This window comes from Chryseobacterium sp. Leaf405 (genome assembly GCF_001425355.1).
GTDB lineage: Bacteria > Bacteroidota > Bacteroidia > Flavobacteriales > Weeksellaceae > Chryseobacterium.
Map to the genome: position 1 here is coordinate 35,192 of NZ_LMQN01000015.1, position 17,859 is coordinate 53,050.

At 33.6% G+C, this 17,859-nt stretch carries 13 protein-coding genes and 1 tRNA gene; 4 read left to right on the forward strand and 10 right to left on the reverse strand.

Features of this window, described 5'->3' with window-relative positions; genetic code table 11:
* Positions 1-13: 13 nt before the first annotated feature.
* From ASG22_RS09990 to ASG22_RS10000, 3 genes are read left to right on the forward strand one after another with little or no spacing between them, the layout of a single operon-like run.
* Positions 14-769 (forward strand): hypothetical protein, encoded by a 756-nt coding sequence (locus ASG22_RS09990; RefSeq protein ID WP_055983633.1) that lies wholly within the window; start codon positions 14-16, stop codon positions 767-769.
* Positions 770-772: 3 nt separating this feature from the next.
* Positions 773-1,852, forward strand: a complete 1,080-nt coding sequence (gene recF / locus ASG22_RS09995; protein ID WP_055983636.1) for a DNA replication/repair protein RecF — start codon at positions 773-775, stop codon at positions 1,850-1,852.
* Between the two features lie 2 nt (positions 1,853-1,854).
* Positions 1,855-2,151: a hypothetical protein gene (locus tag ASG22_RS10000; RefSeq protein WP_055983638.1), complete on the forward strand. Its 297-nt coding sequence runs from the start codon at positions 1,855-1,857 to the stop codon at positions 2,149-2,151.
* On the opposite strand, the gene ASG22_RS10005 is transcribed toward ASG22_RS10000, so the two are convergent.
* The 3 genes from ASG22_RS10005 to ASG22_RS10015 are packed head-to-tail and all read right to left on the reverse strand — an operon-like array spanning position 2,129 to position 5,909.
* Complete coding sequence (locus tag ASG22_RS10005) at positions 2,129-4,159, reverse strand: recombinase (protein WP_055983640.1); 2,031 nt, start codon at positions 4,157-4,159, stop codon at positions 2,129-2,131. The genes ASG22_RS10000 and ASG22_RS10005 overlap by 23 nt on opposite strands.
* A 13-nt stretch (positions 4,160-4,172) precedes the next feature.
* Positions 4,173-4,817, reverse strand: a complete 645-nt coding sequence (gene mtgA, locus ASG22_RS10010) for a monofunctional biosynthetic peptidoglycan transglycosylase (protein WP_055983642.1) — start codon at positions 4,815-4,817, stop codon at positions 4,173-4,175.
* A gap of 45 nt (positions 4,818-4,862) precedes the next feature.
* Positions 4,863-5,909: an ABC transporter substrate-binding protein gene (locus tag ASG22_RS10015; RefSeq protein ID WP_055983644.1), complete on the reverse strand. Its 1,047-nt coding sequence runs from the start codon at positions 5,907-5,909 to the stop codon at positions 4,863-4,865.
* Positions 5,910-5,968: 59 nt separating this feature from the next.
* Here ASG22_RS10015 and ASG22_RS10020 point away from each other — a divergent pair.
* Positions 5,969-6,042: transfer RNA gene (locus ASG22_RS10020), tRNA-Arg, on the forward strand.
* Here ASG22_RS10020 and ASG22_RS20745 read toward each other — a convergent pair.
* From ASG22_RS20745 to ASG22_RS10050, 7 genes are all read right to left on the reverse strand, one after another.
* Complete coding sequence (locus ASG22_RS20745; protein ID WP_082504993.1) at positions 6,008-7,582, reverse strand: recombinase family protein; 1,575 nt, start codon at positions 7,580-7,582, stop codon at positions 6,008-6,010. The two genes, ASG22_RS10020 and ASG22_RS20745, sit on opposite strands and share 35 nt — an antisense overlap.
* Positions 7,583-7,670: 88 nt before the next feature.
* A complete protein-coding gene (locus ASG22_RS10025) occupies positions 7,671-7,892 on the reverse strand; it encodes a hypothetical protein (RefSeq protein ID WP_055983646.1) in 222 nt (73 codons plus the stop codon).
* A gap of 478 nt (positions 7,893-8,370) precedes the next feature.
* Positions 8,371-13,563, reverse strand: a complete 5,193-nt coding sequence (locus ASG22_RS10030) for an Eco57I restriction-modification methylase domain-containing protein (RefSeq protein WP_055983648.1) — start codon at positions 13,561-13,563, stop codon at positions 8,371-8,373.
* The gene (locus tag ASG22_RS10035; protein WP_055983650.1) at positions 13,560-14,240 is read right to left on the reverse strand and encodes a hypothetical protein; all 681 of its coding nucleotides are present in this window, start codon (positions 14,238-14,240) and stop codon (positions 13,560-13,562) included. Before ASG22_RS10035 ends, ASG22_RS10030 begins: the two co-directional genes overlap by 4 nt.
* A gap of 79 nt (positions 14,241-14,319) precedes the next feature.
* Positions 14,320-16,302 carry a hypothetical protein gene (locus ASG22_RS10040; protein WP_055983652.1) on the reverse strand — a complete coding sequence of 661 codons (1,983 nt, stop codon included), beginning with the start codon at positions 16,300-16,302 and terminating at the stop codon, positions 14,320-14,322.
* A 17-nt stretch (positions 16,303-16,319) separates the two neighbouring features.
* Positions 16,320-17,027, reverse strand: coding sequence for a hypothetical protein (locus ASG22_RS10045; RefSeq protein WP_055983654.1), 708 nt, complete (start codon positions 17,025-17,027; stop codon positions 16,320-16,322).
* Positions 17,020-17,859: a M23 family metallopeptidase gene (locus tag ASG22_RS10050; protein ID WP_055983657.1), complete on the reverse strand. Its 840-nt coding sequence runs from the start codon at positions 17,857-17,859 to the stop codon at positions 17,020-17,022. Before ASG22_RS10050 ends, ASG22_RS10045 begins: the two co-directional genes overlap by 8 nt.

Below are 17,859 nucleotides of genomic sequence, written 5' to 3' on the forward strand. Positions count from 1 at the left end.
TTATTTTTGATAAATGAATTCTTTAAAAATACTGAAAAAATCTGTTATAGACAGTCAATTTTACGTATCCTTAACGGGAACTCTTTTTACAGTATTTTTCATGGAGGAACAAAATACGTTTCGCTATCCTACGGTCTTCCTAATTTTCATTACTTACTTCAGCGGGTATCTTTATACGAAATATCAAAAGACCAAACATTTCATTAAAATTTTAATCATAAACGTTATTGCCGGAATAATTTCTGCACTTTTAATTATTAATAATCATAATGAAATACGATTGATAAAATGGTTTATCATTGTCGTGCTTGGATTGTTGTATAATAGTTTTTTTCTTGATCTCTATATCCGAAAAATTCCCTTCCTAAAAGTATTTTACGTAGGGTTGGTTTGGGCGCTCATGAATTGCTGGCTTACTTTACCGGAATTTAATTTTCCTATATTCTTCATCAGTTTCTTTTTTATTACAGCACTGGTTTTACCATTTGATATACGCGATATGAAAAGTGATACCGTGAAAACTTTTCCACAGATTGTCGGAGTTCAAAACACAAAACATATTGCATATTCATTAATTTTTGTAAGCAATATCCTTTCTGTATTTTATTTAGATTTTAATTATTCGATTGCTTTTTTTCTATCAAGTATCATCACTTATATTTTGATTTACTTTTCTGAAAATGAAAGAGATGACGCTTATTTTTCTTTCGGAGTAGAAACCTGTTCTGCACTTCCCTTTTTATTTTTACTAATAATGAAGTATTTTTGACGAATGATTATTAAGAAACTTTCCCTGTACAACTTTAAAAACCATTCTGAAAAAAAATTCGAATTTTCTCCGCAAATCAACTGTTTTGTGGGAAATAATGGCGTTGGAAAAACCAATATTCTGGATGCTCTTCATTATTTATCAGTCGGGAAAAGTTTTTTAGGAAATACAGATCTTAATAACATCAAAAAAGATGAGGATTTTTTCACCATTGATGCTGAAATCCAAAACGATGACAGTGAAGATAATATTAAAATTCTTCAACCTAAAGAAGCCAAAAAAGTTATTAAAAAAAATGATAAAAGCTATGATCGAATGGCAGATCACATCGGATATTTACCGAGTGTGATGATCTCTCCTTACGACTCCAATTTGATTTCCGATTCAGGAGAAAGTAGAAGAAAATTTCTGGATTCGATGATTTCCCAAACCGATTCCCAATATCTTTTCGATTTAATTCAATATCAAAAAACGATTCAGCAGAGAAATGCCCTGTTGAAATATTTTGCTAAAAACAGAATTTGGGACAGAGATTCATTGGAGATTTATGATGATCCTATCACAAAATTCGGAACAAAAATCTTCGAAAAGAGAAGAACTTTTGTCGAAAAATTAAATCCGATTGTTCAGAATTTTTATCAGATTATTTCAGGCGGAAGAGAAACCGTTTCTGTTATTTATGAGTCTCATTTACTGGAAAATTCTTTTGAAAATTTACTAAAAGAAAGTCTGGAAAAAGACAGAATGCTTACTTATACGTCAAAAGGAATTCACAAAGATGATCTTCTGTTTGAAATGGATTCTATTTTGATAAAAAAAATTGGTTCTCAAGGACAGCAGAAATCGTTTTTAATTTCATTAAAATTAGCGCAAATGAGCCTGATAAAAGAATTAACCAACAAAACTCCGATTCTTTTGTTAGATGACATTTTTGATAAATTGGATGACAGTCGGGTTTCTCAATTGATTGAGTTGGTCAATCAGGAAAATTTCGGACAGATTTTTATTACAGATACACACAGGGAGCGTACTGAAAGCGTAGTAAAGAAGATTAATGAGGAAAGTATAATTTTTGAGATCTAAAAATGAAGAAGAGTAAAAAACGTGAATTTCAATCCTCAGAGCTTGTAAAATCGTTTGCAAGAATTCATGGTTTTGAGCATAAATTAGTGGCTTTTGAAATTAAAGATTTTCTGGAAGATTATCTTGATGAAAGCCTTTTTAACGAAATAAAAAGTGTAAATATTGAGAATAAATGCATCATTATAAAAATTAATTCGTCAATATTGAAACATGATTTTCAAATGCGTAAAAGCTTTTACTTGAAGAAGTTTCAGGATAAATTCGGCTCGGAAAAATTTACTGATCTTCAGATTTTGTAGTCATTTTACGATTCATCAACTCCTCTGCTTTATGGTCTAACCTCGAACCTAAAGGAAGGAAAAATTTCAACGGATTTTTAAGAAAATATTTAAAAATTTCTCTGTAAATATCACTTACCTGTCCCAAATTCAATTTTCTTGATCTGAAAGCTAAAAACATTGACAATGTAAAACTTACCAGAAAATTAAAAAATCCGATCAGAAAAACGGTGATAAAGGAGATCCAGAACGTATAGGCATCAACAGAAAAATCTTTTCCATACAAGCCTATCGCAAAATTCCCTGCCGCAAATGTGATGTGACGGATGTCCAAATCCAGACCGAAAAACAACCCGATCGGTGCTGTTGCTCCAAGGAAAACCCCAAACCAAAAATTAGAAACAATTCCGGGCCAGTTTTTAGCATAATATTTAGAAAGACTGATGGCTATATTTTTCCCAAAAAACTTTCTTATCGGAATATTTTTCGCAATTCTTTCCGGAATCTGGTAAAACACAGAATTATTCCCAATATTTCCTGAAATAATTCCCGAAATGAAAAGATAGAACCCCGCAATACTTGCATGAAGAATCGCTTTAGATTTGAAAGGATCGAGATCCTGCAATAATTTATCAGATCTTTCTACAGCCAAATTCTGTGAGAAAAAGACATCCAACCCATAAATAATAATTAAAGCAATTGGAAAAGACAGCAATACATTTCCAACGAACGCAATAAACTGACTTCTAAACAGTTTCGAAACAAGCTGAGCAAAATCAGCATTATTCCTTTCACCATTTCCTTCCTCTGACAAAACTTTTGTCATAGTAGCCGCAGTCATGGCAGGCTGCTTTGTTGCCAACGTAAAACTCATCAGATAAATCATGATAAATCCCATCGCATAATTCATCGAATATAAAAATGCATGAAAAAAATCACTGCCGGGGACGTATCCGTAGAGCATTTTTAAGATACACAAAGCACCGACAATGATCCCGCCACCACTGGCTTTATAGAACATTGTCATATACTGTTTGCGGGTCGATGTGATGTAATGCACACCCGTTTCTGCGGTATGATTTGTGATCAGGTGGGAAATCAATCTCGTACTGTCGTTGATGAGATCAGAAATATTATTTTTATGAGATTTATAGTTTAAAACATTAAAAATCAATCGTTTTGAATTAATTAATACATCTTCATCCTTATCAATGACCAACAATTGTACAATATCGTAAATTCGTTGCAGCTGCTGGCGAATTTTTAAAAGTGACTGATTAATTTTACCTGAAATACCGTATTTTGAGGAATTTTTAAAAGCAATATTAACAAAATCTAAACATTGTTCGATATAAATTTTAATTTGCTTATAACGACTGTCCTTAGAACTGAGTTGAATTCCGGGATCTTTTTCAAGTTGCTCAGCGAGATCCTCCAATTCATTTTGTAATGCTAAAAACGGGTTATCGAAATTTCTGTATTCCGGTGCCATTCTCACGACCTCAACCTCCATGGCTGCACCTGTTACACGCCAAGACAGGATATTCATAGAAAAAACCATTTCCTTTTTTACAGCGGGACTTATAATAAAATCATTGATCCCGAGAATTGTAAACATTTCATCAATCTCATTTTCAGGAAGATTCTGAAAGTATTGAAGGTCGGCTTTAGGTCTAAGACTTACATTATCAATGAGAAACCACACCGTTTTATCGTTAACAACAGGTGGTAAAAGTTTATTAAGAATTCTTTTTTTAAATTCAGGAATAAAAGCATTTTCGGAAAGAATATTCGCTTCCGTCAAAGACAGATTGAAAGGTCTTTCGCTAAAAACATGATGAATATAATGTTTAAAATTTTCTGATATTTCCGGATTTGTACGAAAAAAATGAAGCACATCTTTAAAATCCGCTTTTTTTATTCCCTCTAAAAACTCAGCAAGAGGGTCAAGAGAAAGCGTTTCATTCTTAAAAGAAAAATATTTTTTAAGAACAGATTCAAATGTTGCACCGGAAGTAAAGAATTTCATTAGTGCAAAGATACTATTTCAAACTCACATTCCTCATTTGTCTCATAATCCAATTATGTTTCTTTCTCAAGTATGATGATGGATTTTTGGGATCATATTTTTTAGGATTAGGCAAAACAGCAGCAATCCACGCAGCTTCTGAAGTGCTGAGACTTTTCGAAGATTTTCCGAAATAATACTGCGAAGCCGCCTCAATCCCGAAAACTCCTTGCCCCATCTCAATAGAATTCAGGTATCTTTCAAGAATAATATCTTTGCTCCAAACTTTTTCGATGATAAAGGTATAAACTGCTTCCAGCCCTTTTCTGAACCAGCTTCTACCCTGCCAAAGAAAGATATTTTTTGCTGTTTGTTGAGAAATTGTACTTCCACCTCTTATTTTTTTACCCTTTTCATTGTGTTTCATCGCTTTTTCTATTGCTGTATAATCGAAACCGTTATGCACAAAAAACTTCTGATCTTCTGATGCAATGACCGCTTTTTTTACATTATCGCCCATTTCATCATAAGAAATATAATCACGGTTCAATTTTCCATATTCGAAAAGCCCTCCGATTTGAGTAATCGTAATGGGAGGATTGAAAAATCTACCCAAAACAATAAATAGCACATTGAGTATTAAAATGATGAATATAACCTGCTTAACTTTTTTCCACATAATTTTTTGTAAAAAGGAACAACAAAAATAAACAAATAGTCTGAGTTATTGCAATTCTTTCATGTATGTTAACTGATAATCGGGCAAAAGTTCAGGATGAAAAATCTTAATATAATCTTTCAGAACAAGGTCTGATCTTACAATTCCACTTTCAAAAAAGTCATTGGCACTTTGTCTTTCTTTGCCTGAAATTCCATAAATTTTACCTTTATTGAAAACCTCCAACTTTCCGTAAAAAGGATTTCCTGTCAGCATTTCTTTTTTTGAAGTATGATTTCCTGCATTTACCCAAAACTGAACTCCATTTGATTTAGCAAAAACCTCTTCAAAACTCATGGTAACAGCTTTTTCTTCGTTACTGTCTTTTAAAATATATTCAGCATTCGCATCAGTAATAAAACGGGCAACAGAAGTTTTTCCACCCGGAAGATACCAGACATCGCCATACATTTCATTCGCTAACACAATAGGTTTTTGTTTTGATTTTAAAGCTAATTGTTTTAATTCATTATAATTTTTCTCAATTTCATGATATTGAGTTAATGCTTCCTCCTCTTTGCCTAATAATTTTCCAAAAAGTTTAATGTATGCTGTTTTCTCCAATGGTTTCTGTTCCATATATTCATTAAGAAAAACGACCTGAATTCCATTGTTTTTAAGCAATTGATACGTATTGTCGAAACTAGCAATATGATTGGTAAAAATCGCATCCGGCTTCATAGAAATAATCTTCTCAACATCATATTTCTGATCATTTCCTATATTCTGAATTTTCCCTTCTTTAAGTAAACTTTGAATCTTTTCCGAATAAATATATTCTGGACTAGAAACTCCAATGATTAAATTCTCTGCTCCTAATTCTGCAATATATCCTGCCATACTAGCATTTAACAAGATTATTTTCTTAAAAGGAATCTGATTCTGCTTAAAATCATAAGTGAAATTGCTTGATTTCAAATGAAAATTACCGCTTTGTTCATTGTATTGCACAAGATTCGAAACAGAAACAGATTCTGGAGATGAAATTTTTGATTCTCTTTTACAGGCAATTAGCGTAAAAACCGTGATTAACAGTAAAATTTTTGTTTTCATCTTTCAAAGAAAAGAAAAAAGTGCTATATTTGCAAACCTTTAAACAACAAGAAAACAACGGCCTCGTGGCGCAACTGAATAGCGCATCTGATTACGGCTCAGAAGGTTACAGGTTTGAATCCTGTCGAGGTCACAAGACCGACATTTGAAGTTTTTTCGCTTCTTTGTCGGTTTTTTTTATTTCCTAACTCCTTGTTAATCAAGGCAATATTACCAGCTAAACTGTTGATTTTTGTGGTTTGAAAATACTCGCCGTCGAATGTTAACTTTTCAGGATATATCAAACCAACAATTGCGCGTTTGTCAATTGTACTTGCGTTATTATATCTTTCAGAGATGTTTACAATGGCATTTAATGCTTGACTCAGCTTCTTTTCAATGTCATCTGTATGACCAGAATTTTTTAATGAATTTAATTTAAAGTTGATATCTTCAATTTCCACTTTATACTTCATTTTAATCCTTTTAAAATCTTCTTCATCCAATTTATCTTCAAGATACATATCTCTCGCTTTGTCAATTCTTCCTTCGATAGCATTAAGTTTATTCTGCAAAACCTTTCTTTCATCATTTAGACCATTTGAAACTATTGAAAAGTTCTGTTCTAAAATTGTTTTCAATATTTTCTCAGCACCGATGCTGAATCTAAATTTTGATAGTTCTTCGACAAAAAGATCATTAACGATTTCAGAATTATGCCTGAAACCACATGAGGTTGTGCAATGGTAATAGTAGTAATGCTTGCTTCGGCCCTTAGCACTACTGGCTGTAAGAGTTTTATTGCATTTTGGACAAAGTAATAATCCTCTTAAAGGATAACGTTCTTCATTTATTATTCTTCCTGCCGGTAAGAAATCATCTTTATTGCTTTTACGATGGAGAACCCTTTGAACTTTCATGAAAAGTTCTTCAGAGATCAGTGCCTCATGTTTTCCTTCAACAATTTTTTCCTCCTCGTCGTTGTACGCCTTTAGAAATAATTTTCCGCAGTAAGCTATATTTCTCAAACCCTCCATGAATGAATTTTTAGTCAGTTTTCTACCTTCTCTACTGTTCATTTCTTTTAGGATAACTGCGGTAGGTAGATGTCCTTTCGCAACCTGCTTGAAGGCCCATATCATATTTGTTGCTTCAGGCTCTTTAACAGCTACATATTTACGACCGTCTTCTGTACATCTGTTGATATAACCATATGGAGCGATACCCATCATTCTACCCTCTTTAATTGCTCTTCTCATCCCATAAGTTACATTCAATGCCCTCCTGTCATTTTCTACCTCAGGCGTTGATAAATATATTGCTAATAAAAGTTTATTTTCGGGTACACGTAGATCTAATGGTTGTTCAATAGCCTGAGGCGTAATACACAATTTATTAAGGTTGGATATCATCTGATAAGCCTCACTGGTATTACGGCTAAATCGATCCCATTTTGTGAAAAATAAGAATTTGTTCTGTCTAGAACCTCTTCCTTTTCTAATATTAAACAGGTATTTTTTCCATTCAGGCCTCTCAAAAGTTTTGGCAGAATGATCTTCATAAATGATTTTGTCAATTGTTATGTTCAGAGAAGAACAATGTTTGCGTAAACGCTCTTCCTGATCACGTTGTGAATACCCTTTATCTGCTTGTTCGTCAGTTGACACGCGAATATATAGATCAGCAACTTTCATAATTTTTTATTTAAAAGTGGGATAAGAGAATCTTTACAAGAATAGAATAATGTAAGATTTAAATACTTTGTAATCACTAAAGTACGAATTAATCTTCAGGTGATAAAAACTCCTTGATGGTAATTTTAACCATTGTATGAAAAAATAGTAAAATTTCAGCAGCCTCGTCATCAGAAACGATAGTGCCTGAATCCTTTAGCATTTTTATAGCTACATTTAATGGCAATTCCTGAAATTTCATAACCGACTCCAGCTCAAATTTATTTGAGCTTTCAGTAATCGGATATTTTATTATTTCCCTTTTAGCCATTGTTAATCTTTACTACATGAAATCTTTTAAACTCAATTTCAACTTACCATTATCACTGATGATTTATTAGTTTAAGAAATAGAATTGTCGGTAGTTTTATTCAATAAAAATCTATAATATTTTTGAATTAAACTATATGGATTTGGTGCGGGAGGCTATTCAAGAGCAATCTGGATTATTAAAAATAGATAAACACTGATTTTGGGCTAAAATGTATTTTTGGATCTAATAGTGAACGAATTGTGTTGTAACTATGTACTTATTTTAATCTTTTAAAATATTTTTAAAATAGCTGCATCTAAGGTTAGGAGAAGTGTTCTACAATCTGATATATCATCTTTTGTAGTGGACAGCATGAACCTCATCATAGAAGTCTTTGCAAGTAAAATCTGCTCGGCAAGTAATCATTTTTGGTTAGCCCTAACTATGTTAACTAACCACAGGACAACTCAAAAATTACTAAAAACTTAGTTAACTTTTATCGCCTTTTACCTAAATATGAATTTTGATAATTTTCGCCTTCTCTCATTATATTTAAATAATTCAATAAATTCTCAGGTTTTGAAGATGTAATTGAAGCTTCATTATCTAATTTGAAAATCATTTTGTTTTCGGCTGCTCGTTCTGATTTGAAGTCAGTCTTCGAGTTGTTGGAATTATTCTGTTTTTCAATTTTATATTTTGCTATTAGATTCTCTTTCGTTTCGGGTAGTTCTTCCAACTTTTTATCCAATTCAGAAATCTTCTCTTCAGTAGCTTTAGTTTGCTTCTCAATTTCTGCAACATTTACCCCTTTTGCAGCGAGATTTTCAATCACTTCTTGAACTTGAGCTTTATGTAAATCAATTGTCCTTTGATAAGAAGGTAACTGTGTTCTCCAGTAGTCAGAATTTACATCTTCATTTTTTGAATATCCTTCGATCCTATTGTAGGAATGTTCAGCTTTAGCTATTAATTCTTTCACTTTTAAGAAATCTTCATACTTCCTCAAAACAAAAGCACTATCTGCGAGATGCTTATTTTTCTCACTTTCGATCTTCTTTTTAATGAGTTCAATTTCAATATTGGCTCTGGTTTCGGGATTGGTAATGATGGACGTTTTAAGCTCTTGTGTACTGATGTCCGAAATATCCAAAACATCGGCTCCTTTTTTCATCGCTTCTAAATATCTTGCCTGTTTTGATTGCAGTTTTTGAAGCATAAAAACATCAATACTGTCATTGGTCAGCATAAAATTAATTCTCACATTTTCGTTGATATTTCCTTGCCTCCACGCTCGTCCTTCCACTTGTCGGAGTGAAGTAAAATTATATGGCAACGTGAGCATATATACATCCGTAGTATTTTCCTGAAGGTTCATTCCTTCCTGAATGGCTTCACTTCCGATAACCACTTTTATTTTTCCTTCATTAAAATCATTTTGAATAGAAATTCTCTGATTTTTATTGGTCGCTCCAGTAATAATTCCTATTTCTTCAGGTTTGTAACCGATTTCTTTAATGAGATATTCTTTTAGTTTTGGAAATTGAGCAACCGCCAATTCAGAATAAATGATTTGTCCGGATTCCGGAATGTCTTTTTTATTTTGATGAATTAAATCCATCGTCTGTTTCAGCTTGGGAGAATTTTCTATAAATTCTTTTACATAAGGCTCTTCTCCATCATAATATGGTGATAGGTACGGCGAAATTGCAATCAGTCGGGCGTTAAGAATATGCGTAAGAATTGCTCCCTTTTCAGTTTCGCTGAAATTTTCATTGAGCATGTCATATTGTTCTTTTGTCAGATCATTCTGCTCAATTTTATACTCTTTGTTGATTTTGTTGGGACGAATCAATTCAGGATTGTCTTCTTCTCCTTTTATATCAATGAATTCCGAAAGTAATTGCTGAAACAGCGAATTGTTTTTAAATCTCCGGACATTGGCTTTAAACCTCACATCACCTTTTGCATCAATTTCCATATCATTATCCGCTTCCATAAAGGTCTCGAAGAATGTATTCACATTAAAATATCCCGATTCTTCTAATCTTTTATTTGCTATTAAAGAAAGAATGGAATAATATTCTAAAGGCTTGTTGGTAAAGGGTGTTGCGGAAAGTAGAGTTACATTTCTGCCATCATTTTTGTCCTGAATGTATTGAGCAGCCATCCAGGTATTGATTCCTAATTTGGAGGTCTGTTGGTTTTGGCTTCTAAAATCTGAAGCAAATCTTCGATCTTCAATTTTTACTTTTCCTACTATATGATTCGCATTGTGAACTTCATCGTAAGTCAAATGGTCGAATCCAAATTCTTCCCAATCATAGATCTTTCCACGCTTCATTTTTCCCTCAATCTCCTTTTCTTTCTGAAGTTCAATTTGGAGGTCCCTTTCCGTATTGGTAACACCTTTCAGTTCGCTTGTAGAGATGTAGCTGAATTTTGAAGAAAGTTCTTCGGTTATTTCTGATGAAAACCCGATATTATTAAAACCTTCATAAGTAACGATCGTAATTTCTCCGTCTTTGTTGTCAAATTTTGAGAGATCATAATCTTTCCCCAAATTCCCTAAAACATTAACTTTAGCATTGGGAACGATTTCAAAAATGGTTTCCACCCACTGTTTCAGAATACTATCATTCGGAACTACGATGATTGGTCTTTTAGCATTTCCTCTCTCCATTGCTTCGTGCATTGAAAGGATTCCTGATAATGTTTTGCCAAAACCCACTTCGTGAGCTAAGAGCCCTACTCCTTTTGTTGTTTGTCTTCCGATTCCTGCTTTCTGAACTTCGGTCAAACGCAATTTCTGACCTTTGAAATGCAGATAGATTCTGGAAAATAATGGGAATTTAGAATAATCCGGAACGTGAATGTTATTGTAGTTTCGATTAAAGTCTTTTACAAAGCGATTTCTAATATCATCGGAAAGTTCTTCCCGAACAAACTTGTAAAACAAATCATTCGCTGCAGTTTTTCGTCTTTCACGGACTAAAGCATTTCTCTCTTTATCGCTTCCTGTAACCGTTTCATTATCTACAAAGCTTCGCACTTCCCAAGCTGAAGAACCCGCAAAGGCTTCACTTGACAAAGTGCCTACAAAATCTTTGAATCTTTCTGCAAGATTGTAATCTACAATGACTGATTCGGTACGTTTTGTAATATGATTATATTGGTCTTTTTCTACTTGACCTAACTCAAACTTGTGTACGAACTCGTGGTTAGGACTGATATAAATCTCATCTAGCGATTTCGCTTTTGGCAGGACATTCTCTAATAATGATTTTTGTTTTTCGTATTGGTCTTCTGTTCCTCCAACTGCATTTTTATCAGAAAAATCCCGCTCTAATTGTTCCAGTTTCGCGTAAATATTTCCTTCAGTGTAATAAAAATCGTGAACCCAGTTTCCATCAATGAAGTTCGCAAATTGATAGTGCTTTCCACGATTATTTAATGTGCCGTCATATGAGGTATCTCTGAATGCTTCAATTTGTTCTTTCGTAATATCAGAACTATTCTGCAAGGAAGTATTTACAATTTGATCCTGTTTGGAGAACTGATATTTTAAAACACCTTTCTTTATTTCCGGTTTTGTTTGAATTTTATACTCGTTCTGATTTTTGGCATTGTGAATAGAAATAATCCTATCACTTTTTTCAATCAATTCTTTTAATTTTTCATCAGAAAACGATGTAGGCTTTGTAATTAGATCTTCGCAAAGTTTTTCATACTTTCTTATTTCAGTCGTAATGGTGGGTGATTTAAACTTGATGTTATTGAGTCTAGAAAGTACCAGTTCAATTTTTTCTTGAACTTCATTTAAATTTAGAATTTCCTTTTCTTTGAGGCTCGTAAAAATCGTCGAACTTTCTTTTTCTACAGCTGGTTTTATTTCAGCAATAACTTTATTTTCAACTTTAGCTTCTTCCTCTAAAAACAAATCTTCAAACAGATTTCCGATCCGTTGGGTTTCTTTCCTATTTTTAAACTGTTCAATCTTAAATAAAGCTTCATCTAAATTTCCGTGAATATATTTTTCTAATCGACCAAAACGGTTGGTTTTTTCTCGGGTTTCTCCCAAAATTTTTGCTGGGTTATTATCGAAATAATTAGAAATATCAGTAGAGATATTTTGAGTGTTTTTTCTTAGAATGATAATGTCAGTTCCGATTTGGGTTCCTGCAAAAGCTCCATTGGGTAAGCGGAAACCTTCCAAAATATTGGCATTTTTCAAATTCTTTTGACGGTTCAGCCAAGCTGATGGAAGTACCATCGCCAAAACGCCGTTTGGTTTTAAAGAGTCAAGTGAACGTTTAAAGAAATAATCTTCGTATTTGGGAATTTTGGGTTCTTCACCCAAGCCTTTGTAAAGTCCACGATGTTCACCATAAGGCGGATTCCCGATGACCAAATCGTATTGCTGAGAAAAGTCTTTCTTGTTGCCTTTCTCATCAATGAATTCAGTTTCAAACGAACGAAGATTGATATCGGCTTCGGGATGTAGAATTTTGGCAATTTTTGCGGTGGTCTCGTTGATTTCAAATCCTGTAATTTTAGAATTTACAGATAATTCGTGAGTAGCATAAATAAAATTTCCGGTTCCAACACTTGGTTCTAAAACGGAAATTTCTTTTTGAGTTTTAAAATGGTCTTTAATTAAATTATGAACTGCATCAACAATTTTATCCTGCGTGTAGTATTCATCTAAAATCCCTCTTCCTTCTTTTGCCTTTCCGCCACTTTGGAATTGGTTGCAAATTTCTATTAAGTCATCAGTGATGTTAAGATTTTCCTTCAGATTAATTTTGTGATTGTCGGAAACAAAAGAAGCTGCAGAAACTACTTCTGCAACTTGATCATTATTCAGTTTTTGCCCTTTATATTTTGAAATAAGAGCATCTAACTCTACATTATTTGTTGACTCCTCACTTATCTCGGAAAGTCCTCCATCGGGTCTTCTTCTATCGGATACAGTTCTCCCGGGTACGATTCCGCCCACGGAACGTCCTTGAGTCTTCCCAACATTATTCTGTTGTGAGTCGTCATAGGATCCTCTTCCTCGGTCTCGGTTTCCAAAATTGCTCCGCTCTGTTCCTGCAAGTCCATTTCCAGCATTGTTGCTGCCCACTGCTTGTCCGCTTCCGTAACTTCCGTTTTGCTCGGATTGGATCTTAGGGCTAAGTTCTCCAGTGTTGTGTTCAGGTGTTCCGTTTCCCACTTGCTGAGAATCGGATGTTCTTCCGGATTCAATTGCATTGCTTTCATTTTCAGAAATTTTTGGTTCAATTAAATTAGTATTTTTATCTTGAAGATTGCGTTTATTGTCTAGATATTCGCTCAGGTCTTGATTCCCATTTTCAGAAATTTCATACAACGGACGAACGTCTTTAATATTTTTGCCATTAAATTCTGTGAGAATTTTCCTGGTTATTGCATTTCCCGTTCTATCCCCGGTAAGACAAAGAAACATTTTACCATCATAATTCTGGTATCTATTGAGGAACTTTTTGCTATTTGAACCTGAATTAAGGGTAATCAATGTTCTATTATTGACTTGTTTGTTCAATTGAAGAAGCTCCAAGAATGAAAGCGTATCCTTACTGTTTGTGAAAACAATAAGTTCCTTTTTATTTCCTTCAACTACAGAAATGTCATCATTTATCTCATTAAAAAAATCTTCATCTTTCACTTTTTTCTGTTTTTTATGAAATGGTTAAATTCAAAAATTTCTTTTGCTTCATTGTCCCAGTTTTTTCTTGATATTAATTGAAGCGTCACGAATATGTCCGTCTTTTTATTGTAAGAATCAATCCTTTCGAGCCTTCCGTGGTAGTCCTTTTCTGCGTGTTTGTAAATAGAGTACGGTAAAATAGTATCCGTTGGATAAATGTAAAACCGGGTGTACATCCAAGGTGAGTTGATTTCAAATCGTTTGTATTTTTTCTTAAACAAAACCGTATCACTCAGATTTTTTCTGTTTCTGTAATTGGGGATTTTTTCCTGAGAAAACAATGTTCCTCCTTTTTTCTTTTCAACCGAAAGCGGCTTTTGTTTCTTTATGATGTCTGACAGAATAATTTTGCCGGGATTTTCATTTTCAATGGTATAGCACAATGAATCTTTAATGAAATAAATCTGTTGGGTTATTTCGGGAGCATCAGCATCCGGAATCCTTTCTATAATAGAATCTCCCGAATAATTAAGGCTTGACAAATGAAAACTTTGGATTTTGTCTAGATTTTTGGAAACATCAAAATAGACATTGGAGACAACATCGATTCCTCCTTTTTCAGATTTGATTTCTTTGTGGCAGGAAGTGCTTACAAAAAGAAAAAACAAGCTGGGTAGTATTAAAAGTTTTTTCATAGATATAGGGTTTAAAAAAGCGGCAGCCAAACTAATTTGACTTACCGCTGGGAAATAAATGATTGGTTGTACGTGTTATCTATCGTTTAATACTTTGTTCTTTCACGTTATTTTTTTCGTGCTTATTGTCTTGTTCCAAACCTTCTAAAGGCTTGTTGGTATTGATTCTGTTCATATCGGAATCATACAGATTCAGGTTTTTGTATTGCGGATTCAGTACCGCTTTGCCTTCTACCACTTTATCGTCCAATTCAAATTTTACCTTGACGATATTTCCTTTTTCCAAAGATTTTATGGTACTTTCCTTCCATTCCGGCTTATCGAAAATCAGATTGGATTTTTCTACGATCTTTGCTGTGTCTACTCCATAATTTTTATAGAAATTCTGAAATTCATAGTTTCCCTTTTCGGTTTTTGGTTCATCAAATTTGAGTTTTACAAAGGCGGGTTCTAGCTGTTCGGTTTTCGGATTGTTAAATTCGATTTTTACCGTTCTGCCTTCCAAAAGATTCACTGCTTCTTTTGCAGTAAAAGTGTTTTCTCTGTTGACAGGAAAATTATGAGAAATTTCTTCACTCTTTACATTGGTTAATTTTGCATTGTAAGAATTGAGAAAAACACCGCCGTTTTCCGATTTATTGAATTTCAAGGTAAAATCTACTTTGTTGTCTGGCAAGGTTTTGTCGGAAGTGGTTTTAATTTCAAACTGTTGCTTTTTGGAATTAATGCCTTTTTCCAAATCTTTGTGAAGCTTTTCACCCTCTCCGAAACCGAGGTATTTCATTTGGTCTTTTAGGTATTGTACTTGATCGAATTCTTTTTGTGTTTCCATAATGTTTGGGTTTTGATTGTTAAATTTTATTTCGTTGATTGTTAATATTCGATTTTTTGCTAAACTATCTTCTTCCAGATAGATTTTTAAAATTTCACCGCTGATCAATATTTCATAGGATTCGCCATATTCCGGTTTTTCCAACAAGCCAAAAGCTAATGCGTATTTTTCATTTTTGGACAGGTCGTGTCCATCAAGGACATCCGGAATTTGGTCTAATTGTTTATTGGTCAAAGAATAATCTCCATTCGTTGTTCCGAATTCCATTTTTTCTGAATAAGCTTTTCTTTGGTTCGCTGTGATCTGCAAGTTCTCCAGTAAGAACTCTTTTTCTTTCATAAAGATCCTGTAATTGAGAATATCATTTTTTTCCTCTTCGGAAAGTTTCGGATAAAGATTATTTTGCACCGCTTTGGATTTTAAGTCGTTTTCGACATAGCTTTTGAATTCGTTCAAACTTTTTGGAGCATCATAAAAATCTCTCATACCTGTCCATTCTCGCCGACCGTACGGTAATGTATATTCCTGATTTTCCATATCATAGCTGTAATATCTATGACCGCTTGGACTCTTCAGCGAGCCACTTCCATCATCGTAATCGTTCCAGGTCCAGCCGTCCGGAAGATTATATGCAGGGGTTAAATTTTCTTCAAAGCCTTCATCTGAAAAAAAATCTGCATTTTCTTCCAAATCAGTCATTTCAATTTCATGAACCCCTTCTGATGATAACTTTGCAGCTTCAACTTCATAATTTCGATAATGATGAGCTTGCTTTTCATCAATTTGTGTATAGGTCAATCCGGAACTTAAATCAGTTTTTTTCTCCAATTCCTGAGCCCAGAGATCAGAGAGAAATTTCTGCTTTATTGACTCATTACTTATAGTGATTTCAGTAGACTCCCTGTTATTTTGCAAAATCAAATGTTTATTGGCTAGTTGCTGCTTTTCAATAAATCTGACTAATTCAGCGGTAGTATTAAATTTATCCTCAATAGGGAAGCCCTGATTTGAATTGAAAAATGTTTTCAATGTAAAAATTGAACCTTGAATAAATTCTCTTCCCTTAGTTTGGTGAATTGATATAAACTTTTTCTCTCTATCGGTAAACGTCCGCTCTCCGTCCCTAAAAAAATGTTCAGGTGACATACTTTCCATTTCTTTTACAAAATTTTTATAGGCCCCGGTTCTCGGAGTAATATTCCTATCTATCCAGGTTAGTTCATTTTCCATTTTTCCAGGTTCTTAATTTACCTTCTAAATCCTCTTGACTTTTGTATTTCCTCCTCCTGCTCTTGGCTTTCCTCTTCTCTCAGTCGATTGGCATCCTGATAAACATCGGGGTCATTCACATTCAGTTGTACGTTTGATTTTTCCTGTTTTTGAGAGTGATTTTGCTTTTCAGAGATTCCAGCAACCGTATTGAATTCCTTGGACACAATATTCAAATCATTCGTAATTTCTTTTGCCATTTCTGGGAACTGAACAATTTTATCTTGCAGAAAAGATTTAAGTTTTAGAAGTTCTGCTATGTAACGGTTAAGTTCTTCTGTATTTTTTTTATCTGCAATAATTGCGGTCAATTCTCTTGAATTTTTAATGAAATCAAATTCAACTACTTTTTCGGTTTCTTTGTCAAAAATGAAGGCTTTTTTTTCGAAACTCAGTTCATTTGCAGATTTAGAAACATTCTTGACATCAGTATATTGAATATTATTTTTACTGTTTTCGAGGATGTCAGAAATACTTTTATCTCTTTCCAAAAAGATGACCTTCAGTTTAGTATTATTATCAGTCAGCTGAAAAGTCGCCCTGTTTTTGTCGTGGTCTGCAACGATGGTATATCCTTGCAGAAATTTCTGAACATCCTCTATATTTAGCTTTTTAGAGAAAGAATTATCCTCATTAATAATTCCGTATTTTTTTAGTTCATCGGTAGGTAAGGTTGTGTTATTCATTGTATGTTGCTATTAAATTGTTTACTTTTATGAGGTCATTTAAAAAATGAGAAGGATTGATGTTTTGTCCGAATTCTTTTACCGAAAAATGCAGATGTGGTCCTGTGGAATTTCCGGAATTGCCACTTTTCCCAATGATAAAACCAGCTTTTACTTTTTCGCCTATCCGATAATAGATCTCTGATAAGTGCATATAGGTTGTTTCAAAACGGTTGAAATGTTTTACTTTGATGAAATTTCCACCGCCTTTAGAATCCCAGCCGGTTGCCGTAACAATTCCATCTATTACGGAATAGACATTTTCATAGTTGGCTTTAAGGTCGATCCCGTTGTGCATTTTTTTGCTTCCGAAAATGGGATGCGTTCTGGTTCCGTAAGATGATGTTACTATCAATTTATTTTTAAGTGGCATTACAATTTTTGAAAAATATTCTGTTGGTTCATCTACAAAATCATAGGTCGTAACTGCAGCCTGCTTCTTTGATGTTTCTCTATGATCTTCAGGCTGATTTTGTGTGAGCTGCGTTAAAGAAGTTTTGAGTTTTTCAATGTCATTTATCCCTTCATCCTTTACACTTCCATATTCTTTAATGAGTATTTTCAGGGAATCAATTTGATTTTTCAGATCTGATTTTGTGATGATGTTTAAAACCTCGTTCCACGTTTTTTTATTCTTTTTCTGGTTTACCGGTTCGTCAATGTTAGTTTTATCTGATACTTTTATATTTTCAGATTTTTTCGGTAATGTTGGTATAATCGTATTGAATTGTGCAGATGATAAGCTACTGTAAAACAGCGCCATCAAAGTAAATGTGTATTTTAGTTTTTTCAT

Excerpts from the sequence above, each read along its gene's own strand:
- ASG22_RS09990 (WP_055983633.1), top strand. The coding sequence starts at position 14 with ATGAATTCTTTAAAAATACTGAAAAAATCTGTTATAGACAGTCAATTT.
- ASG22_RS10015 (WP_055983644.1), bottom strand. The coding sequence starts at position 5,909 with ATGAAAACAAAAATTTTACTGTTAATCACGGTTTTTACGCTAATTGCC.
- mtgA (WP_055983642.1), bottom strand. The coding sequence starts at position 4,817 with ATGTGGAAAAAAGTTAAGCAGGTTATATTCATCATTTTAATACTCAAT.
- ASG22_RS10005 (WP_055983640.1), bottom strand. The coding sequence starts at position 4,159 with ATGAAATTCTTTACTTCCGGTGCAACATTTGAATCTGTTCTTAAAAAA.
- ASG22_RS10040 (WP_055983652.1), bottom strand. The coding sequence starts at position 16,302 with ATGGAAAATGAACTAACCTGGATAGATAGGAATATTACTCCGAGAACC.
- ASG22_RS10050 (WP_055983657.1), bottom strand. The coding sequence starts at position 17,859 with ATGAAAAAACTAAAATACACATTTACTTTGATGGCGCTGTTTTACAGT.
- ASG22_RS10000 (WP_055983638.1), top strand. The coding sequence starts at position 1,855 with ATGAAGAAGAGTAAAAAACGTGAATTTCAATCCTCAGAGCTTGTAAAA.
- ASG22_RS10025 (WP_055983646.1), bottom strand. The coding sequence starts at position 7,892 with ATGGCTAAAAGGGAAATAATAAAATATCCGATTACTGAAAGCTCAAAT.
- ASG22_RS20745 (WP_082504993.1), bottom strand. The coding sequence starts at position 7,582 with ATGAAAGTTGCTGATCTATATATTCGCGTGTCAACTGACGAACAAGCA.
- ASG22_RS10045 (WP_055983654.1), bottom strand. The coding sequence starts at position 17,027 with ATGAATAACACAACCTTACCTACCGATGAACTAAAAAAATACGGAATT.
- recF (WP_055983636.1), top strand. The coding sequence starts at position 773 with ATGATTATTAAGAAACTTTCCCTGTACAACTTTAAAAACCATTCTGAA.
- ASG22_RS10035 (WP_055983650.1), bottom strand. The coding sequence starts at position 14,240 with ATGAAAAAACTTTTAATACTACCCAGCTTGTTTTTTCTTTTTGTAAGC.